The organism is Streptomyces sp. NPDC048106 (assembly GCF_040706415.1).
In the GTDB taxonomy this organism is placed as follows: Bacteria; Actinomycetota; Actinomycetes; order Streptomycetales; family Streptomycetaceae; genus Streptomyces.
Genome location: NZ_JBEZND010000037.1, coordinates 54368 through 75232, shown reverse-complemented (window position 1 = coordinate 75232; position 20865 = coordinate 54368). Strand labels below are relative to the sequence as shown.

Below are 20865 nucleotides of genomic sequence, written 5' to 3'. Positions count from 1 at the left end.
CCGGTCGCGGACCACAACTGGGCAAGCCAGGAAGCCGAGTCGAAGGCCGAAGACCGACGGAATAACCTGTACGGGGTGTGATCTTCCCCTCGAAGAAAACACCCCGTATGCGGACATTCAGCCCTGGAATCGATACTCTTCGAGCAACCTGCGGCCGATGATCATTTTCTGGATCTCGGCGGTACCTTCACCGATGAGCAGCATCGGCGCCTCGCGGTAGAGTCGCTCGATCTCGTACTCCTTGGAGAAGCCGTAGCCGCCGTGGATGCGGAAGGCGTCCTCCACGACCTCCTTGCAGTACTCGGAGGCGAGGTACTTCGCCATGCCGGCCTCCAGGTCGTTACGCTGCCCGGAGTCCTTTTTGCGGGCCGCGTTGACCATCATCGCGTGGGCGGCCTCGACCTTGGTCGCCATCTCGGCCAGCTTGAACTGGATGGCCTGGTGCTGGGCGATCGGCTTGCCGAAGGTGTGCCGCTGCTGGGCGTACCGCACCCCCAGCTCGAAGGCGCGCTGGGCGACGCCGCAGCCACGGGCCGCGACATTGACCCGGCCGACCTCCACGCCGTCCATCATTTGGTAAAAACCTCGGCCGGTGACGCCGCCGAGCACCCGATCGGCCGGGATCCGCAGCCCGTCCATGATCAGCTCGGTGGTGTCGACGCCCTTGTAGCCCATCTTCTCGATCTTGCCGGGGATGGTGAGGCCCGGACGGACCTCGCCGAAGCCCGGCTCCTTCTCGACCAGGAAGGTGGTCATGGACTTGTGCGGGGCCGTGCCCTCCGGGTGGCCCTCGTCGCTGCGCACGAGGACGGCCACGAGGGACGACGTGCCACCGTTGGTCAGCCACATCTTCTGGCCGGTCAGGACGTACTCGTCGCCCTCCTTGACCGCCTTGGAGGTGATCGCCGACACGTCGGAGCCGAGGGCCGGCTCCGACATCGAGAAGGCGCCCCGGATGTCACCGGCCGCCATCCGCGGCAGGAAGTGGTCCTTCTGCTCCCGCGTGCCGTGCTGCTTGAGCATGTACGCGACGATGAAGTGGGTGTTGATGATGCCGGACACCGACATCCAGCCGCGGGCGATCTCCTCCACGCACAGCGCGTAGGTGAGCAGCGACTCGCCCAGGCCCCCGTACTCCTCGGGGATCATCAGACCGAACAGCCCCAGCTCCTTGAGGCCGTCCACGATCTGCTGCGGGTACTCGTCGCGGTGCTCCAGCTCGGTCGCGACCGGGATGATCTCCTTGTCGACGAAGTCCCGGACGGTGGAGACGATCTCCTGCTGGACGTCGGTCAGACCGGCGGTCTGGGCGAGACGGGCCATGGCCTACTTCTCCGTCTTTTCGGTGGGGGCGTTGAGCTCGGGGCGGCCCGGCTGCTCGCCGCCGCGCTCCTTGATGTACGTCTCGGTCGGCACCATCACCTTGCGGCGGAAGACGCACACCAGCGTGCCGTCCTGCTTGTAGCCCTTGGTCTCGACGTAGACGATGCCGCGGTCGTTCTTCGACTTCGACGGCCACTTGTCCAGCACGGTCGTCTGGCCGTAGATCGTGTCGCCGTGGAAGGTCGGCGCCACGTGCTTGAGCGACTCGATCTCCAGGTTGGCGATCGCCTTGCCGGAGATGTCCGGCACGGACATGCCGAGCAGCAGCGAGTAGATGTAGTTCCCGACGACGACGTTCTTTCCGAAGTCCGTCGTCTTCTCCGCGTAGTTCGTGTCCATGTGGAGCGGGTGGTGGTTCATGGTGAGGAGACAGAACAGGTGGTCGTCGTACTCCGTGACCGTCTTGCCCGGCCAGTGCTTGTACGTCGCCCCGACCTCGAACTCCTCGTAGGTGCGTCCGAACTGCATCGCTCAGGCCTCCGGGATCTCGAACGCGGTGGTGCGCCGCATGCCGGCGGCGCGGCCCTTGCCGGAGATGACCAGCGCCATCTTGCGGCTGGCCTCGTCGATCATCTCGTCGCCGAGCATCGCGGAGCCCTTCTTGCCGCCGGCCTCGGACGTGTAGTAGTCGTACGCGTCCAGGATCAGCTCGGCGTGGTCGTAGTCCTCCTGGGACGGCGAGAAGATCTCGTTGGAGGCCTCGACCTGGCCCGGGTGCAGCACCCACTTGCCGTCGAAGCCGAGCGCGGCGGCGCGCCGGGCGACCTCGCGGTAGCCGTCGACGTTGCGGATCTGGAGGTAGGGGCCGTCGATCGCCTGGAGGTCGTTGGCGCGGGCGGCCATCAGGATCTTCATCAGGATGTAGTGGTAGGCGTCCGCCGGGTAGCCGGGCGGCTGCTCGCCCACGACGAGGGACTTCATGTTGATGGAGGCCATGAAGTCGGCCGGGCCGAAGATGATGGTCTCGATGCGCGGGGAGGCCTGCGCGATCGCGTTGACGTTGTTCAGGCCCTGCGCGTTCTCGATCTGCGCCTCGATGCCGATCCGGCCGACCTCGAAGCCCATCGTCTTCTCGATCTGCGTGAGCAGCAGGTCCAGGGCCACGATCTGCTCGGCGTTCTGCACCTTCGGCAGCATGATGCAGTCGAGGTTCTGGCCGGCACCCTCGACGACGGTCACGACGTCGCGGTACGTCCACTCGGTCGTCCAGTCGTTGACGCGGACCACCCGCGTCTTGCCCGTCCAGTCGCCCTCGTTGAGGAACTTGACGATGGTGTGCCGCGCCTCGGGCTTGGCCAGCGGCGCGCAGGCGTCCTCCAGGTCGAGGAAGACCTGGTCCGCCGGGAGGCCCTGGGCCTTCTCCAGGAAGCGGGGGTTGCTTCCCGGTACCGCCAGGCAGGAGCGGCGCGGGCGAAGGCGGTTGACAGGGGTGGTCATGCGGGGACCTCCAGGGGGTCGAGCTTGTTCGCTTTCCGGATCTCGTCGACGATGCGGCCGATGATCCCGGTGATGTCGAAGTCCTTCGGGGTGAAGACGGCGGCCACTCCATCGGCCCGGAGCTGCTCGGCGTCGCCGTTCGGGATGATGCCACCTGCGATCACCGGGATGTCTGTGGCACCCGCCACACGCAGCCGCTGGAGCACGTCCGGCACCAGCTGGGCGTGCGAGCCGGACAGGATCGACAGGCCGACCGCGTGCACGTCCTCGGCGAGGGCCGCGTCCACGATCTGCTCGGGGGTGAGCCGGATGCCCTGGTAGACCACCTCGAAGCCGGCGTCGCGGGCGCGTACGGCGATCTGCTCGGCACCGTTGGAGTGCCCGTCCAGGCCGGGCTTGCCGACCAGGAAGCGCAGCTTGCCGACGCCCAGGTCGCGGGCGGTGGCGTCCACCTTGGCGCGGATCCCGGCGAGCGCCGAGCCGGCCTCGACGGGCACGGCCACCGGCGCCGAGGAGACCCCGGTGGGCGCCCGGTACTCGCCGAACACCTCGCGCAGCGCCCCGGCCCACTCGCCGGTCGTCGCCCCGGCGCGGGCGCACTCCAGCGTGGCCTCCATCAGGTTTCCGGTGCCCCGGGCGGCCTCCTTCAGCCGCTCCAGCGCCTTGCAGGGGCGCGGGTGGTTGAACGGCGGCTGGTAGCGGGTGTCCCGCCAGTTCCGGAGCGAGTCGATGACCCGGGCCTCGACCGCCGGGTCCACCGTCTGGATCGCGGTGTCCAGGTCGGCGGTGAGCGGGTTGGGCTCGGTGCCCTGGAAGGCGTTGACGCCGATGATCTTCTCGTCGCCGGACTCGATCCGGGCCCGGCGCTCGGCGTGCGAGGCGACGAGCTGCGACTTCAGGTAGCCGGACTCGACGGCGGCCATCGCGCCGCCCATCTCCTGGATCCGCTCGATCTCCGCGAGGGAGTCGGCGACCAGCTGCGCCACCTTGGCCTCGATCACCTTCGAGCCCTCGAAGATGTCCTCGTACTCCAGCAGGTCGCTCTCGTAGGCGAGCACCTGCTGGATGCGCAGCGACCACTGCTGGTCCCAGGGGCGGGGCAGGCCCAGCGCCTCGTTCCAGGCCGGGAGCTGGACGGCGCGTGCGCGGGCGTCCTTGGACAGCGTGACCGCCAGCATCTCCAGGACGATCCGCTGGACGTTGTTCTCCGGCTGTGCCTCGGTCAGGCCGAGGGAGTTGACCTGGACGCCGTAGCGGAAGCGGCGCTGCTTCGGGTCCTCGATGCCGTACCGCTCGCGGGTGATCCGGTCCCAGATGCGGCCGAACGCCCGCATCTTGCACATCTCCTCGACGAAGCGGACGCCCGCGTTCACGAAGAAGGAGATCCGCGCGACCACGTCGCCCATGCGGTCCTGCGGCACCTGGCCGCTGTCGCGCACGGCGTCCAGGACGGCGATCGCGGTGGACATCGCGTACGCGATCTCCTGCACCGGCGTGGCCCCGGCCTCCTGCAGGTGGTAGCTGCAGATGTTGATCGGGTTCCACTTCGGGATGTGGGAGACCGTGTACGCGATCATGTCCGTCGTCAGGCGGAGCGAGGGTCCCGGCGGGAAGACGTGCGTGCCGCGGGACAGGTACTCCTTGACGATGTCGTTCTGGGTCGTGCCCTGGAGCTTGGTGATGTCCGCACCCTGCTCCTCGGCGACGACCTGGTAGAGCGCCAGCAGCCACATGGCGGTGGCGTTGATCGTCATCGAGGTGTTCGTCTGCTCCAGGGGGATGTCCTGGAACAGCCGGCGCATGTCACCGACGTGCGAGACGGGCACGCCCACCCGGCCGACCTCGCCGCGGGCGAGGATGTGGTCGGGGTCGTAGCCGGTCTGGGTGGGCAGGTCGAACGCCACCGACAGACCCGTCTGGCCCTTGGCGAGGTTGCGCCGGTACAGCTCGTTGGACGCCTCGGCCGTGGAGTGGCCGGCGTACGTCCGCATGAGCCACGGACGGTCCTTCTCCCTCTTCGGGATCTGACGCTCTGTCATCTACGGCTCTCAGATGTTCCGGAAACGGTTGATGGCGTCGATGTGCTCGGCCCGCATCTCCTCATCGCGCACGCCGAGGCCTTCGCCGGGCGCGAGGCAGAGGACGCCGACCTTGCCCTGGTGCAGGTTGCGGTGGACGTCGTAGGCGGCCTGGCCGGTGTCCTCCAGGGAGTACACCTTCGACAGGGTGGGGTGGATCTTGCCCTTGGCCACGAGGCGGTTGGCCTCCCAGGCCTCGCGGTAGTTGGCGAAGTGCGAGCCGACGATCCGCTTCAGGGACATCCACAGGTAGCGGTTGTCGTACTCGTGCTGGTAGCCCGAGGTGGAGGCGCAGGTGACGATGGTGCCGCCCTTGCGGGTGACGTACACCGAGGCGCCGAAGGTCTCGCGGCCGGGGTGCTCGAAGACGATGTCCACGTCCTCGCCGCCGGTGAGCTCGCGGATGCGCTTGCCGAAGCGCTTCCACTCCCGGGGGTCCTGGGTGTGCTCGTCCTGCCAGAACCTGTAGTCCTCCGCGCTGCGGTCGATGATCAGCTCGGCGCCCATCTTCCGGCAGATCTCGGCCTTCTGCTCGCTGGAAACCACGCAGATCGGGGTGGCGCCGCCGGCGAGCGCGAACTGCGTCGCGTACGAGCCGAGGCCGCCGCTCGCGCCCCAGATCAGGACGTTGTCGCCCTGCTTCATCTGGGCGCCGTTGCGGGAGACCAGCTGCCGGTAGGCGGTGGAGTTCACCAGGCCAGGGGCGGCGGCCTCCTCCCAGCTGAGGTGGTCCGGCTTCGGCATCAGCTGGTTGGACTTGACGAGGGCGATCTCGGCGAGGCCGCCGAAGTTGGTCTCGAAGCCCCAGATGCGCTGCTCGGGGTCGAGCATGGTGTCGTTGTGCCCGTCGGAGGACTCCAGCTCCACCGAGAGGCAGTGCGCGACGACCTCGTCACCGGGCTTCCAGGCGTTGACGCCGGGGCCGGTGCGCAGGACGACGCCCGCGAGGTCCGAGCCGATGATGTGGTACGGCAGGTCGTGCCGCTTGGCCAGCTCGTTGGTGCGGCCGTAGCGCTCCAGGAAGCTGAAGGTGGACAGCGGCTCGAAGATCGAGGTCCACACCGAGTTGTAGTTGACCGAGGAGGCCATCACGGCCACCAGGGCCTCGCCCGGTCCGAGTTCCGGCACGGGGACGTCGTCCAGGTGGATCGACTTGCGCGGGTCCTTGTCGCGGGTCTCCAGACCCGCGAACATCTCCGTCTCGTCCTTGTGCACGGTGATCGCCCGGTACGACTCGGGGAGTTCGAGTGCGGCGAAGTCTGCGGACGTGGCGTCCTTCGACTGGATCGCGTCCAGGATGTCCTTCACGGTCACGGTGTTGCCTCCGGCGGTGAGCGCCCTGAGGGAGGGGCGCTTGAGGGTTCGTCGGTGCTGGGGTGCGTGCTGCTGAGGGTTTTGGGGAACGTGCCGTCGGTTCGGCTCGGTGATGCTGCGGCAGCGCTTTGTGGCGCGGGAGGTTGCCTGTGACGCAGGCGTCCGGGCGCGCAGGCCATGAGCCCGCGGGGACAGCCGGCGAACGAGTGGTCGCTGCTCGCCGGCCGCCCGGACACCTTCAACGTATGACACCGCGTGTCAGGTGACAAGGCACCGAGTGCCATGACTTCCTCTCAGATGAAATCTTTACGTAACAAATGAGCGATGATCGATCGAACGGCCCTCGGAATCCGCTCGAAAAGGGCCTCTGACATGCCAAAACGGCCACCCGGAAGGGTGGCCGTCATCACAGCGGGAGAAGCGGGTCAGCGCTCCTTCAGCGCCTCCTCGATGGTGCGCATGACCTCGTCGAGGGGAGCGTCGGTGCGGGCGACGGTGACGAGCACCTCGCCGTGCGCGGAGACCGTGGCGGGGGCGGTGGGGGCCGGCCGGGCGGCCGTGCTCCGGCCGGCGCCGATCCCGGTGCCGAAGGTCTTGCGGACGATCGCGAAGGCGTGGTCGAGCTGCGCCTCGACGTCGCCGTGGCCGTCCGCGCGCAGCCAGCGCCGCAGCACGTGGTTGTGCGCGGTGACGACCGCGGAGGCGGCGACCTCGGCCAGCAGCGGGTCGTCGTTGGCGTCGTCGGCGTGCGCGCGCTCGTCGAAGTGGCCGAGCAGATAGCGGGTGAACAGGCGCTCGTAGCGGGCGACGGAGGCGATCTCGGCCTCGCGCAGGGTGGGCACCTCGCGCGTGAGCCGGTAGCGGGCCACGGAGATGTCGGGCTGCGCCGCGTACATCCGCATGACCTCCTTGATGCCCCGGCACACCGTGTCGAGCGGGTGCTCGTGCGCCGGGGCCGCCTTGAGGACCGCCTCCGCGCGGACCAGGGTGTCGTCGTGGTCCGGGAAGATCGCCTCCTCCTTGGAGCGGAAGTGGCGGAAGAAGGTGCGGCGGGCGACGCCGGCCGCGGCCGCGATCTCGTCGACGGTGGTGGCCTCGTACCCCTTCGTCGCGAACAGTTCCATGGCTGCGGCCGCCAGTTCTCGGCGCATCTTGAGCCGCTGGGCGGCGGCGCGGCTGCCGGCGGCGCTTTCCGGCGCGTCGGGCGTAGCTGGTGTACGTGCGGACTTGGCGGGCTGGGACATGACCCGAACGTACTGCATGGACCCGGTGCCATGTGCCGGAGCCCGGTTTCCCCCGTCCGGCCCCGCGGGGCCGGAAAGGGGGACCGTGGCGGGGCCGAGCAGCCCGCCCCAGTCCGTCTCCGCGGGGGACCAGTCGCCGACGCCGTCAGCGGCGGGCATACTCGCGGAAGCCGCGGCCGGTCTTGCGGCCGAGGCAGCCCGCGGCCACCAGGTGCTCCAGGAGCGGGGCCGGGGCGAGTCCGGGGTCCCGGAACTCGCGGTGCAGCACCTTCTCGATGGCCAGCGAGACGTCCAGGCCGACCACGTCCAGCAGCTCGAACGGGCCCATCGGGTAGCCGCCGCCGAGCCGCATCGCCGCGTCGATGTCGTCCAGCGTCGCGTAGTGCTCCTGGACCATCTTGACCGCGTTGTTCAGGTACGGGAACAGCAGCGCGTTGACGATGAACCCGGCCCGGTCGCCGCAGTCCACCGCGTGCTTGCGGATCTTTTGGCAGACCTCACGGACGGTGGCGTGCACGTCGTCGCCGGTCAGCACGGTGCGCACGACCTCGACCAGCTTCATGGCCGGGGCCGGGTTGAAGAAGTGCATGCCGATCACGTCCTGGGGGCGCGAGGTGGCGCGGGCGCAGGCGACGACGGGCAGCGAGGAGGTGGTGGTGGCGAGCACCGCTCCGGGCTTGCAGACCTTGTCCAGCGCCTGGAAGAGCTGCCGCTTGACCTCCAGGTCCTCGGCGACCGCCTCGACGGCCAGGTCGACGTCCGCGAACGCCTCGTAGGAGCCGGCCGGGGTGATCCGGTCCAGGGTCTGGGCGGCCGCCTCGGCGGTCAGCCGGCCCTTGTCCACGGAGCGGGCGAGGGACTTGCCGATCCGGGCCTTGGCCGCCTCGGCCTTCTCCTCGCTGCGCGCGGCCAGGACCACGTCGTAGCCCGCCTTGGCGAACACCTCGGCGATGCCGGACGCCATGGTGCCGGAGCCGGCCACGCCGACCGAGCGGACCTCGCGGCCCGGGGCGCGGGTGCCGTCCGCCGCCGGGGTGAGCGCGTCCGGCACCACGGTGGCGCTGCCCGGCGCCTCGTAGGTGTAGAAACCGCGCCCGGACTTGCGGCCGGTCAGGCCCGCCTCGCTGAGCTGCTTGAGGATCGGGGCGGGGGCGTGCAGCCGGTCGCGGGACTCGGCGTACATGGCGTCGAGGACGGTGCGCGCGGTGTCGATGCCGATCAGGTCGAGCAGCGCGAGCGGGCCCATCGGCAGGCCGCAGCCCAGCCGCATCGCCGCGTCGATGTCCTCCCGGGAGGCGTAGCGGGCCTCGTACATCGCGGCGGCCTGGTTGAGGTAGCCGAACAGCAGGCCGTCGGCGACGAAGCCGGGGCGGTCGCCGACCGCGACGGGCTCCTTGCCCAGCTCGATCGCGAGGTCCGTGACGGCGGCGACGACCTGCGGCGCGGTCAGCACCGAGGAGACGACCTCCACCAGCCTCATCGCCGGGGCCGGGTTGAAGAAGTGCAGGCCGAGCACGCGCTCGGGGCGGGCCGAGTCGGCGGCGAGCCGGGTGACGGAGAGCGCGTTGGTGCCGGTGGCGAGGATGGTCTCCGGACGAATGACGCCGTCCAGTTCACGGAAGATCTGGTGCTTGATCTCGTACGACTCCGGGGCCACCTCGATCACCAGGTCGGCGTCGGCCGCCGCGGCCAGGTCGGTGGAGGTGCGCAGCCGGGCGAGGGCGTCCGCGCGCTCGGCCTCGGTGAGCCGGCCGCGCTGCACCGAGCGGGCGGTGGAGGTCTCCAGGGCGGCCAGCGCGCGGGCGGCCTGGGCCTCGCTGACGTCGATGCCGACGACCTCGCGGCCGGCCTGCACGAGGACCTCGGTGATGCCGGTGCCCATGGTGCCGAGGCCGACGACGGCGATCTTCTTGAGGGACAGAGGGGTGTCGGACAGGGGAGTGGCCATCGCGGGACTCCAGGGATGAGGGTGACGACGAGGAACGCGCCGGGTGCGCCCGAAGGCGCACCACGGAGCGGAAAAGGAGTGCGGGTGTTGCCGGGCTGACGAGCGCACACGCCCGGTGCCGGTGCCGAGGGCGTCTGGACGCCCGGCAGCGGCGGTGTTCCGACCGGCTCTGTCCCGAAGCCGGGTCGTACCAGCGGTACTTGGCGCACGAGGCGCACGACGGCGTACCGAACCGATCCTTGCCCGCGACGGCCGCGTCACCAGACCGTCGCCAGCGGAGTGCGAGAGGGTTGCTCGCTCGTATGAGCTTAACCGGTGGGTAACGAGCGCGCCAGCCCCCTGTTGGGTTCTTTGTGTGCCAGGTGTCTCCCTTTGCCCCCGCGAGGCGCTTAACCTGATGCCGTGGACGAAGAGTTGCGATCGCTCACGGAGCGCTTACGGCAGGAGTCGGGGGGCTCGGCGGCCTTCGACGCCCTGTCGTCGACCGAGGACCTCGACGAACTGGCGGAGGTCCTCACTGTGCCCGGACAACCGCTGTGGGCAAGGGAGTTGGCCGCGTTCCGGCTGGGCTGCGCGGGCGACCGGCGCGCCTTCGAGTCCCTGGTGCTCCTGCTGAACCACCGCGACCCCCCGCGCTGCGCCGGCGCCGCGCACGCGCTGGCCCGGCTCGGCGACCCCCGCACCGCCCGCGCCGCCGCCACCCTCGCCACCAACGAACTCCGCGTCGCCTACGCCCTGCACCCGGTACGGCTCCTCGTCGTCCTGCGTGCCCCCGAGTCCGTGCCCGCGCTGATCACCACCCTGGAGCGCAGGCTGCGCCCGCACGACCCGTACCGGCGGGTCGCCCTCGCCTGCGTGGAGGGCCTCGGCGTCCTCGGCGACCCCCGGGCCCGGCGCGTCCTGTCGGAGGCCCTGGCCCACCCGGCGCTCGCGGAGGCGGCGGTGCACGCGCTGGCGCGTCTTCCGAAGGAGGAGCGCACGGGGTGACGGCGGGCCGGGTGACGGCGGGCCGGGCGGTTCGGCGCCCGGCCCGCGGCTCGTGCGGTCAGGGCCAGTAGGCGGTGCACGTCCGGTGGCCGGCGTGCCGCCCGCAGGCCTGCGCCTCCAGGTGCCAGCCCTTGCCGTGCACGTACTTGACCGCGCGGGTGTTCTGGCCGCTGCCCGAGTGCACGGTCGCCGAGCAGACGCCGAAGTCCGCCCACGACCCGTAGTCGACGTCCCACTCCAGCGCGACCGTGTCCCCCTTGCGCGCGCCGGAGATCGCCGCCCAGACGTAGTACGGCGCGCCCTGCTTCGCGTTGCCGTAGCGCACCCTGACCGTGGCCCCGCCGATCCGCACGGTGGGGCCGTTGTGCCGGCGGCTGCTCGGGATCCGGCTGTTGGGGTCGACGCTCGTGCCGCACGAGGCCGCGGCTTCGGCCGGCCGCGCCGTCTGAGCCGCCGTCGCGGTCGCGGCGGACGCGGCGGCCAGCATCGCCACGCCGGCCATCGCGGCCACCACGCACCTGGACTTGATCGCCATGCCCTGTCCCCCCTGTGCCGACTGCGAGGTGTCACCGACTATCGACACACCGTGCTCGCGGTGGCTTGAGGCCGAGGGTGACAGCAGGCCGGGGGAGCGGACAAGGAGCAGTGGAAGCACATCCCGCGCACCGCCCCCGCGCATCCGGCGCACGGACGCCGATCAGCCGTCCGTCATGCGGCGGACGTCGTCCTCGTCCCACGTGTCGGTGGAGCGGGGTTCGGTGTACGGCGCGGCGGAGTCGGGCGGATGCCCCCCGGCGACGGCCCGCTGGCGCGCGGTCTCGGCGTCGAACTCCAGGCCCAGCAGGATCGCCAGATTGGTGATCCACAGCCAGAGCAGGAAGATGATGACGCCCGCCATGGTGCCGTAGGTCTTGTTGTACGACGCGAAGTTCGCCACGTAGATCGCGAAGCCCGCGGAGGCGGCCATCCAGATGACCAGGGCCAGGAAGCTGCCGGGGGAGACCCACTTGAAGCCCCTGACCTTGGCGTTCGGGCACGCCCAGTACAGGACCGCGATCATCAGCACCACCAGGAGGACCAGCACCGGCCACTTGGCGATCGACCACGCCGTCAGCGCCGCGTCCCCCATGCCGAGCGCCTGCCCGGCGCGCCGGGCGAGGCCGCCGCTGAAGACCACGATCACCGAGCAGACCAGGGCCAGCAGCATCAGCACCACCGTGACCCCGAGCCGCAGCGGCAGCAGCTTCCACAGCGTGCGCCCCTCCGGCACGTCGTAGACGGCGTTCGCGGAGCGGATGAAGGCCGCGACGTATCCGGACGCCGACCACAGCGCCACCACGAGGCTCGCGATCGCCAGGACCGAGCCGGTTCCGGCGCTGTGCTGGAGCTGCTCCACGGTCCGGGTGAGGACGTCCCGCGCCGAGCCGGGCGCGAGCTGTCTGATCTCGGCCAGCAGCCGGTCGGTGGTCGAGCGGCCGGTGATGCCGAGCAGGGACACCAGCACCAGCAGCGCCGGGAACAGCGCCAGCACCGAGTAGTAGGTCAGCGCCGCGGCGCGGTCGGCCAGCTCGTCCTTCTGGAACTCCTTGAGGCTGCCCTTGAGCACGGCCCCCCACGCGGCCTTCGGCAACTGCGTCGGCGATGACGGCGCCCTCTCCTCCACGTCCCGCCCCGGCCCGGCCTCCTCGGGCGACGGCACCCGGCTTTCCGGCTCGTCCTCACCGCCGCTGTGGTCCCTGTGTCCTGGAAGATGCGGTTTCACCATGGCGGCCGAGTACCCCGACGCCTCGGCTCATCCGCGGGGCGGGCGGCGACGGCAGGCGCCCGCCGGCCCGGCCTCATCCCCTGAAGCCCAGCAGCTCGTGCAGGATCGAGCCGCGCGAGGCCGTCGAGGCCGTCTTCGACGCGAGCGGCGTCGGGTCGGGGGACTTGGCGCACACGGCGTCGGCCGTGCCGGAGCCGCGGGGCACCGTACCGTCGGCCAGATAGGCGGACAGATAGCCGTCCAGGCAGGCGTTGCCGCTCAGCGTGATGCCGTGGTTGCCGCCGCCCTGCTCGACCACCAGGCTGGACCCGGCCAGCAGCCGATGGGCCGCGACGCCCCCGGCGTACGGCGTGGCCGCGTCCTCCGTCGCCTGGAACAGCAGCGTGGGCGGCAGCTTGCCGTTGGCCACGTCCGTCGGCCGGCTCCGTCCCGTCGGCCAGAACAGGCACGGCGCGTTGTACCAGGCGTTGCTCCAGGCCATGAACGGCGACTTCGCGTACACGTCCCACGCGTCCCGCCGCCAGCGCGCCCAGTCGCGTGGCCAGGCGGTGTCCCCGCACTGCACGGCCGTGTAGACGCTGTAGCCGTTGTCGCCGGAGGCGTCCACCCCGGCGAAGTCGTCGTACGTCTCCACCAGCGGCCCGGTCTCCTTGTCGTGGACGTACGCCGCGAACGCCTCGGCGAGATAGGGCCAGTAGCCGTTGTAGTAGCCGCCCGGGAGGAAGGTGTCCTCCAGCTCGGCGGCGCCCACCTTCCCCCCGGCCGGCTTCTTCGCGAGGGCCGAGCGCATGGCGTACCACTCCGCCTCGACCTTCGCGGGATCCGTGCCGAGCTTGTACGTCGCGTCGTACCCGGCGATCCAGGCCATCAGCGCGCGGTGCCGGTCGTCGAAGGCGCGCTCCTGGCCGAGGTTGTCCGCGTACCAGACCCCGGTCGGGTCGACGATCGAGTCCAGTACCAGTCTGCGGATCCGGTCGGGGTGCAGCTTGGCGTAGACCGCGCCGAGGTAGGTGCCGTACGAGTAGCCGAAGTAGCTGATCCGCGGCGCGCCGAGGGCCTCGCGGATGGTGTCCATGTCCTGCGCGGTGCTGACGGTGTTCAGGTACGGCAGCACGTCGCCGTACCGCTTGCCGCAGTCGGCGGCGAAGGACCGCGCGCGCTCCAGGTTCGCCCGCTCCACCGCGGGCGTGCCCGGCACGGTGTCCGGGCGCACCGGCTTGAAGTGGCCGGGGGCGCAGTCGAGGGCCGGGGTGCTCCGGCCCACCCCGCGCGGGTCGAAGCCGACGACGTCGTACCGCGCGGCCACGTCCTTCGGCAGCGCCGAAGCCACGAACCCGGCCAGTTCGAGCCCGCTGCCCCCGGGGCCGCCGGGGTTGACCAGCAGCGGGCCCTGGGAGGTGCGCGCGGTGTGCGGGACGCGGGACAGGGCGAGCGTGAGCTGCCGGCCGGAGGGGTTCGCGTGGTCCAGCGGCACCTTCAGCGACGCGCACTCCAGCGTCGGGTAGTCGTCGGTGGCGCACTTCTTCCAGGTGAGCGGCGCGGGGGTGGCGGCCCGCGCCGGCACTCCGGTGACCGAGCCCGCCAGGACGGCGGCGGCCGCGCACAGCACGGCTGCGCGTCTCCTCATGGGTCCTCCCGGGACGGAGCGGTCGGGCGAACCGCGCGATCACGGTTCTCGCCGCATCGTCCCGAAGCAGGGCCCTCGCAGAACGTGTTCCGCCGATAGTTGACCCTATTGCCCGCGTGAAGCCCTCGAACGCTTCCCGCGAGGGCCGCACATGAGGGCCGGCCAGGGTCGGCTCGGGCACCCCCGCGGCCCCGGTACCGGACTCAACACCTGCCTATTCGTTCGGCTGCCAGGCACGTACGTGCCATGGTCACCCGGATCGCGGGTCCGCCGATGCCGCATTTGATGACGTAGAAGAGGAAGACGTTGGTCGAGGTGACGGCCAGTGCGTAGACCCATTCGTCGTGGAGGAGGTTCACGTAGACAAAGCTGCCGATGGTTATCACAGCCGTGGCGTAGAAGAGCGATGTCGGTGCCCATTGGGAGAAGGAGAGATAGCCGGTTATCTTGCTGTCGTCGGCAGGGACCGTGCTGAGCCTCAATTGCCGCGAACGGGCGATCACGGAGCGAATGTAGGCAAGCGTGACGAAATTCGCGAGCCAGGTCAGTCCTTGCCCGATGGCGGAGTTGATCGGCCACCACCGCGGCTCGATCAGCGTGGCCGTCATCACCAGCGTGCACGGAGCCACGGCCATGATGCGCATGACCACCTCCGCCGCCAGGGCGATCCAGCTCGCCGATCCGGCTCGTCGTCCGATGACCAGCGGCGTCAGACCGGAGAACAGCACCTCGTAGTACTTCGGTGCCGCCAGGGCGTAGGACAGGCCGACCATGCGGGCCGGCAGGTTGGCCCGGAGGTCCGGCAGGTGGTAGTCGCTGTTCCGCCACGAGTCGACGACGGGCAGTCCGTTGGGATGGTGGGTGGCATGCTGCACCAGTTCGATCGCCTTGTTGCCCCAGTCGAGATCCATGTCGCGGAACAGCCAGGTGATCACGGTGGTGTTCGTGATCGCCCAGGCCGCCGCCGCGATGAGCGACCAGGCGAACAGCCAGTTGGTGAACAGCATCCGATTCACCGTCTGCTGTACGCCCTGGTGTCTGCGCATACGCCACAGGCGCCATTCTCGGCCCGGATCTCCGGCCAGCGGACGGAGGAGCTCACGCAGCGCTGACCAGCCCGTGTCGACCCGCAGTTCCCCCTCGCTCTGTTCGGCGGCCTGCACCATCTCCAGTTCCGCCAGGAATCTCTTCTTCAGCGCGGCGAACGAGAAATCCGAACCCTGGCCTTCGGAGAATATGAGCAGCCGACGATCCGGGTTGGCGTCGATCAGGTCCTCGAACAATCGCGCCAGGAGCAGGGCCCGCATATAGAAAACATCCGGCACCACGCCGTCCGTGCTCGCCCGCCCGCAACCGAAGAGGATCAGCAACTGGCCGAGCGAATAGAGGTCCGCGCGCGCGATCTCGGAGTCGCCGGCCTTGACCTCCGGCGCGATGAACGAGGACTCGACTCCCGTGGTCCCCGTGATGGCATGGGTGTAGAGATAATTGCGGCCGAGGTCGATGAGTTTGAAGGCGCCGTCGGTCTCGGACATGATGACGTTGGACGGCGACAGGTCCGCGTGCACCCCCCTGATGCCGCTGTGCGGCGGGGCTTCCTCGGCGATGCGCTGGAGCTCCTCCAAAGCCTCGAAGAGCAGGACCCCGTATCTCTTGAGCCGGTCGAGCCGGATGGATCGGATGTCCCCGGTGCTTTCGGGTTCCTGTTCCGTTTCCTCGCGCAGGGTCTCCGCAAGGGTCTTTCCCCTGATGAAGTCCATGAGGATCCAGCTGTCGAAGCTGGCCCACACATGCACCAGATGCTGTGAACCGGTACTCGACGTGTCGTACGTCTCGGCGTACTCGCGGGTGGCATGCGTGATGGTCTGGATCCTGGTGAACGGATACAGGATCAGCTTGAGCGCGAACGGGGGGCGGGTGCCGTGGACGGCTGTCGACGCGGTGCCGCGCAGGATCATCGAGGTGCTGCCGTGCCGATGGAAGCGCAGGGTCTCCCGCTCCACGGCCTGCCATTCCCGCGCGGCCGACCGCACCGTCGCGTGAGTGCGGTCCCGGCCGCTGGACGGACGCGGGCTGTAGACGTCGCAGATGGCGGCCGTCACCGCGGATTGCGCCACCAAGGTGCCGCAGACGCTGTCGCAGTCATGGGTCAGGGTCTGGCCGCTCCGTGAAGGATGGGCCGCGGCCTGGGGGAGCGAACGCTGGGCCTCGGACTCGGCGAGGCTCAGAAGCGTCAGCAGGAACAGGCTCGCGAATCCGAACAGGTCGGCCGAGCGGGCCTGCTCCGCCGCACTCCGAGCGCTGTGACCCAGACACCAGGTCTTCAGCGCTTCGATCGTTTCCGTTCTGCTGTTCAGCCCGAACCGTCCGTCGAAGGACCGCTCGTCCAGCGGAATGTCCTGGAGCATCCGCCGCCACACCTCAAGGCGCCGGGCGCGGTGCCGGGCGATCTCCGGCTGCCCGGGGGGAGTGGTCAGGCTCAGCAGCCTGCCCACGTGCGACACCTGCTGATCGCTATACCCCGTCAAGTCGCGTAACGCCGCGACCAGCATGTCCAGCGTCGAGCTCTGGCGCTCCATCGGCAGTGTCCACCATCGTCAGTCTCGGCATGGCACGGAAGTTCTCCGGTCGGATGAGCCCAGCAGGCCGTCCCTCGGTGGCGCAGTAGGCGATCTCGTAGGCCATGCGCGCGTTCTTGAGGAGCAGGAACTGGTCCAGTTCGTGCCGCTTGAGTTCCGTCATCCAGGGCAACGGGGCCAGATCCAGGACGTACGGAGCGCCCTCGGCGGGAGCGGTCCGCATCCGGTGCAGCCAGTCCTGGTCGTGGTGTTTCTCCCGGATGGCGGCCAGATAGTCCCGGCCGAGGCCGCGGCGCATGCGCTCAAGGTGCAGATAGGTGTAGCGGTGCAGCAGGGAGAGGCCGTTGTTCTTGTTCTCCCGCATCGGCCGGGTGCTCAGGGAGAGGACATGGGTGCAGTCGTCCTTGACCGCGAGCCTGAACGGCAGGGCCGTGAGCACTCCGCCGTCGACGGCCCGCCGGCCGTCGGGCATCCGGACGGTGCCGGGGACGGCGATGGGCAGCCACGCCGAGGCGCGAAGCGCGGCCTTGAGATCCTGGCGCGAGGAGAAGTCCCGCAGCACCACGGTCTCCAGGGCGTCGACGTCGGTGATGGGGACCGCCAAGGGGATCTTCGACTTGAGGACCGCCTCGTAGTCGAGCGGCTTGACCTTCTCCATGACATGGTCGAAGGCGTAGTCCAGACCCAGGATGGGGAGCCGGCGCAGGGCGCGGAAGAAGTCGACGAACTTCTTGGTCGTCAGGTCGTCGTAGTAGATCGAGAGGGGATACCAGGTCTCTCCGGCAAGGAAATAAGCTCCGTTGATGCCTCCGGAGGAGCACCCGTAGACCACGTCGAAGGCGTTCTTGAACCCGTAGTCCTCGAGCTGGCACAGCATGGCGGCCGAGATGACCCCGCGCATACCGCCGCCCTCGATGGCGAGCGCCACCTTGGCATCGTCGGTCCGCTGCCCCGGCAGGCTCCCGGAGTCGCGGCGGGCGCGCAGAATCTCCAACACCGGGTGCGCCGGGTCCCAGTAGACGGGTGCGTTCGTCGCATCCATGGTCGGCATGCCCTCCACAGCAGGATCCGATTGCCGTTCACCGCGCGTCATCGGCGTAAGCGCCGCCACCTGGCGATTCTGCCAGACGGGGCCCACGTGCCGGGATGGAACGGCTGAAGTGATTCTCCGGCGCCGTCCCGGGCGCGGGAGCCGTCCCGGCCGGGTCCGGCATACACCCCGACGCACCCCCCGATTTGGGGGGCCGGGACCCGGAGTGGTTGGCTTTTCCCAACCCCGAGCAATCAGGTCCTGGAGGAACGCAATGGCGCAGGTCGAGGCCACTACGGAGCGGGTCGTCACGGCGGACGCGGAGAAGGTGCTCGACGCCCTCGCCGACTACCGCGGCACCCGGCGGAAGCTGCTGCCCGAGCAGTTCAGCGAGTACGAGGTGCGCGAGGGCGGCGACGGCGAGGGCACCCTCGTCCACTGGAAGCTCCAGGCCACCAGCAAGCGGGTGCGCGACTGCCTGCTGGAGGTGAGCGAGCCCACCGACGGCGAGCTGGTCGAGAAGGACCGCAACTCCACCATGGTCACCACCTGGCGCGTCACCCCCGCCGGTGAGGGCAGGGCCCGGGTCGTCGTCACCACCACCTGGAAGGGCGCCGGCGGCATCGGCGGCTTCTTCGAGCGGACCTTCGCCCCCAAGGGCCTCGGCCGCATCTACGACGCCGTGCTCGCCCGGCTCGCCACCGAGGTTGAGAAGTAACCCCGGCCACTCGGACGGCGAACAGCCCCAACCCCCGGACGGTGAAGGGGTGTTGCATCCCTTCACCGGTTCGGGTGGAAGTCCCGCCCACAGGGAACCACCCCGTAACTCGCCGCAGTTGTTCGTAGTTGTCGCGTCGCGCGAGGAAATGCGCGCGAAGGACAGCCGCGAGGACGGCGACGAGGGGAGCGGCACGTGGGCGGGACGACTCTGGCGGATCAAGAGGCCCTCGCGCTCCCGGCTGCCCGGAAGGCGCCCGCGGCGGACGCCGCGGCGGCCGGCCCCGGGGCCCCGGCGCCCGGCCCCGCCCTGAGCCCGCGGCGGGTGCGGCTGGTCTTCCTCGGGCTGATGCTGGCGATGCTGCTGGCCGCCCTCGACCAGATGATCGTCGCCACCGCCCTGCCCAAGGTGGTCGGCGAACTGCACGGCCTGGACCGGATGTCCTGGGCGATCACCGCCTACCTGCTGACCTCCACCATCGGCCTGCCGCTGTACGGCAAGCTCGGCGACCTCGCCGGCCGCAAGGGCGTCTTCCTGTTCGCCATCGCGGTCTTCGTCGTCGGTTCCGCGCTCGCCGGACGCGCGGGGAGCATGGACCAGCTGATCGCCTTCCGCGCCCTCCAGGGCGTCGGCGCGGGCGGCCTCATGATCGGTGTGCAGGCGATCATCGCCGACATCGTGCCGCCCCGGGAGCGCGGCCGCTACATGGGCCTGATCGGCGCCGCCTTCGGAGTCGCCTCCGTCGCCGGGCCCCTGCTGGGCGGCTACTTCACCGACCACCTCTCCTGGCGCTGGTGCTTCTACGTCAACGTCCCCTTCGGACTGGCCACGTTCGCCGTGGTCGCCGTCGTCCTCCGGCTGCCCAGGCCGGAAGTCCGCGGCCGCTTCGACGTGCTGGGCACCCTGCTGCTCGCCGCCGCGTCAACCTGCCTGGTCCTGCTGACCAGTTGGGGCGGCACCGAGTACGCGTGGGGGTCCCGGCAGATCCTCGGCCTCGGCGCGGGCGCGCTCGCCGCCACCGCGCTCTTCCTCGTCGCCGAGCACTTCGCCGCCGAACCCCTCATCCCGCTGCGGCTGTTCCGCGACTCCGTCTTCAACGTCACCGGACTGGTCGGACTCGTCGTCGGCATCGCCCTGTTCGGCGCCGCCAGCTATCTGCCCACCTTCCTCCAGATGGTCGACGGGGCCAGCGCGACCGGCTCCGGGCTGCTGATGCTGCCCATGACGGCCGGCATCGTCGTCGCCTCGCTGCTGTCCGGACAGCTCATCAGCCACACCGGCCGCTACAAGCTCTACCCGGTGCTCGGCGGCGCCGTCTCCGTCGTCGGCATGTGGCTGCTGTCCCGCCTCGACGCCGACACCTCCCGGCTGGCGTACAGCGTCTGGATGGCGGTGCTCGGCGCGGGGATCGGCCTGGTGATGCCGGTCCTCGTCCTCGCCGTGCAGAACTCGGCGCGCCCCGCCGACCTCGGCACCGCCACCAGTGCCAACAACTACTTCCGGCAGATCGGCGGCAGTGTCGGCGCCGCCGTCTTCGGCACCCTCTTCGCGAACCGGCTCACCCACGCCCTGCGCCGGGAGCTGCCCCCGCGCGCCGGCGCCCGGCTGCCCGACCCCGAGTCCCTCACCCCGCAGCTCGTCCACGCCCTGCCCCCGGACCTGCGCGACGCCTACATCCGCGCGTACGCCGACGCCATGCCCCGGATCTTCCTGTACCTGGTCCCGGTGCTCGTCCTCGGCCTCCTCATCGCCTTCTTCCTCAAGGAGAAACCACTGGTGTCCCACCACACCACCGAATCCGACCCCGGCAGCGTCGACATCTCCGTCCCGCACGCCCGCAGCGGGCCGCCGGCCGGGGGCCACCCCGCCCCGCCCCGCTCGCCCCACGCCGCCGGAATCCCCGTGTGCGGCACCGTGCAGCACCCCGACGGCACCGTGGTGCCCCGCGCGGCGCTCACCCTCATCGACGTCACCGGGCAGCAGATCGGCCGGGGCGCGAGCGGCGACGACGGGCGGTACGCGCTCAGCACGCCGGGCGTCGGGTCGTACGTCCTGATCGCCGCCGCCGGGGGCCACCAGCCGCAGGCCGTCTCCGTCACCGTCGGGGAACGGCCCGTCGAACTCGACGTCGTCCTCGGCGGCGCCGGGCGCCTCGCGGGCAGCGTGCTCACCGCCGACGGCAGCCCCGTACGGGACGCCACCGTCACGCTCACCAACGTGCACGGCGAGGTCGTCGCCACCACCCGCAGCGGCCGCGAGGGCGGTTACGTCATCACCGAACTGGTCGCCGGGGAGTACACCCTCGCCGCCAGCGCCCCCGCCTTCCGCCCCGCCGCCCTTCCGGTCAGCGTGCAGGCCTCCCGGGAGACCCGGCAGGACGTCGAGCTCGCGGGCGGCGCCGTGCTGCGGGGCGTCGTCCGGGCGAGCGGGGGACGGCCCGTGGAGGAGGCGCGGGTCACGCTGCTGGACGCCGCGGGCAACGTCGTGGACACCCTCGTCACCGGCGCGGACGGCGCCTTCCGGTTCGTGGATCTGTCCTCCGGCGAGTACACGGTCATCGCCGCGGGTTATCCGCCGGTCGCCACGGTTCTGCAGGTCGCGGGCGGTGGCCGCACGGAACGGGACCTCCAGCTGGGCCACGAGGACTGAGCCGGTGCCCGCGCCGGAGTGCCGGGCCGCGGACCGGTGCGATCATGTGAAGCCAATTCCCGGATTGCCACACATCGCCACCGGCCGCCCCCGTACCGTAGTGGCG

General features: G+C 70.3%; 15 protein-coding genes. 3 read left to right on the top strand and 12 right to left on the bottom strand.

What is annotated here, in order from left to right; genetic code table 11:
• Nucleotides 1-117: 117 nt before the first annotated feature.
• From AB0927_RS30485 to AB0927_RS30455, 7 genes are all read right to left on the bottom strand, one after another.
• A complete protein-coding gene (locus AB0927_RS30485; RefSeq protein ID WP_366670986.1) occupies nt 118-1323 on the bottom strand; it encodes an acyl-CoA dehydrogenase family protein in 1206 nt (401 codons plus the stop codon).
• Nucleotides 1324-1326: 3 nt separating this feature from the next.
• On the bottom strand, nt 1327-1851 hold the full coding sequence (locus AB0927_RS30480; protein WP_225827565.1) for a MaoC family dehydratase: 525 nt from the start codon (nt 1849-1851) through the stop codon (nt 1327-1329).
• A 3-nt stretch (nt 1852-1854) separates the two neighbouring features.
• Nucleotides 1855-2820, bottom strand: a complete 966-nt coding sequence (locus tag AB0927_RS30475; RefSeq protein ID WP_366670985.1) for a CoA ester lyase — start codon at nt 2818-2820, stop codon at nt 1855-1857.
• On the bottom strand, nt 2817-4859 hold the full coding sequence (locus tag AB0927_RS30470) for a protein meaA (protein WP_366670984.1): 2043 nt from the start codon (nt 4857-4859) through the stop codon (nt 2817-2819). Before AB0927_RS30470 ends, AB0927_RS30475 begins: the two co-directional genes overlap by 4 nt.
• A 9-nt stretch (nt 4860-4868) precedes the next feature.
• Entirely contained in the window at nt 4869-6206 is a 1338-nt protein-coding gene (gene ccrA, locus AB0927_RS30465) for a crotonyl-CoA carboxylase/reductase (protein WP_366671004.1), read from the bottom strand.
• A 431-nt stretch (nt 6207-6637) separates the two neighbouring features.
• Nucleotides 6638-7456 carry a TetR family transcriptional regulator gene (locus AB0927_RS30460; RefSeq protein ID WP_366670983.1) on the bottom strand — a complete coding sequence of 273 codons (819 nt, stop codon included), beginning with the start codon at nt 7454-7456 and terminating at the stop codon, nt 6638-6640.
• A gap of 145 nt (nt 7457-7601) precedes the next feature.
• Complete coding sequence (locus tag AB0927_RS30455; protein ID WP_366670982.1) at nt 7602-9404, bottom strand: 3-hydroxyacyl-CoA dehydrogenase family protein; 1803 nt, start codon at nt 9402-9404, stop codon at nt 7602-7604.
• A gap of 402 nt (nt 9405-9806) precedes the next feature.
• Between AB0927_RS30455 and AB0927_RS30450 the strand changes: the two genes are divergently transcribed.
• Nucleotides 9807-10391, top strand: a complete 585-nt coding sequence (locus AB0927_RS30450) for an adenylosuccinate lyase (RefSeq protein WP_366670981.1) — start codon at nt 9807-9809, stop codon at nt 10389-10391.
• 58 nt (nt 10392-10449) lie between these two features.
• Here AB0927_RS30450 and AB0927_RS30445 read toward each other — a convergent pair whose 3' ends face one another.
• The 5 genes from AB0927_RS30445 to AB0927_RS30425 all read right to left on the bottom strand — a co-directional run bounded on the left by AB0927_RS30445 (nt 10450) and on the right by AB0927_RS30425 (nt 17413).
• Nucleotides 10450-10926 (bottom strand): hypothetical protein, encoded by a 477-nt coding sequence (locus tag AB0927_RS30445; protein WP_366670980.1) that lies wholly within the window; start codon nt 10924-10926, stop codon nt 10450-10452.
• Nucleotides 10927-11088: 162 nt separating this feature from the next.
• Nucleotides 11089-12156, bottom strand: a complete 1068-nt coding sequence (locus tag AB0927_RS30440; protein ID WP_366670979.1) for a YihY/virulence factor BrkB family protein — start codon at nt 12154-12156, stop codon at nt 11089-11091.
• Nucleotides 12157-12229: 73 nt separating this feature from the next.
• Nucleotides 12230-13783 carry an alpha/beta hydrolase gene (locus AB0927_RS30435; protein ID WP_366670978.1) on the bottom strand — a complete coding sequence of 518 codons (1554 nt, stop codon included), beginning with the start codon at nt 13781-13783 and terminating at the stop codon, nt 12230-12232.
• Between the two features lie 203 nt (nt 13784-13986).
• Nucleotides 13987-16362: a hypothetical protein gene (locus tag AB0927_RS30430; RefSeq protein ID WP_366670977.1), complete on the bottom strand. Its 2376-nt coding sequence runs from the start codon at nt 16360-16362 to the stop codon at nt 13987-13989.
• Entirely contained in the window at nt 16298-17413 is a 1116-nt protein-coding gene (locus AB0927_RS30425; RefSeq protein ID WP_366670976.1) for a patatin-like phospholipase family protein, read from the bottom strand. Before AB0927_RS30425 ends, AB0927_RS30430 begins: the two co-directional genes overlap by 65 nt.
• 253 nt (nt 17414-17666) lie before the next feature.
• On the opposite strand from AB0927_RS30425, the gene AB0927_RS30420 reads away from it, so the two are divergent.
• Both AB0927_RS30420 and AB0927_RS30415 read left to right on the top strand, forming a co-directional pair.
• Nucleotides 17667-18110, top strand: coding sequence for an SRPBCC family protein (locus AB0927_RS30420; protein WP_366670975.1), 444 nt, complete (start codon nt 17667-17669; stop codon nt 18108-18110).
• 195 nt (nt 18111-18305) lie between these two features.
• On the top strand, nt 18306-20759 hold the full coding sequence (locus AB0927_RS30415) for an MFS transporter (protein WP_366670974.1): 2454 nt from the start codon (nt 18306-18308) through the stop codon (nt 20757-20759).
• Nucleotides 20760-20865 lie beyond the last annotated feature (106 nt).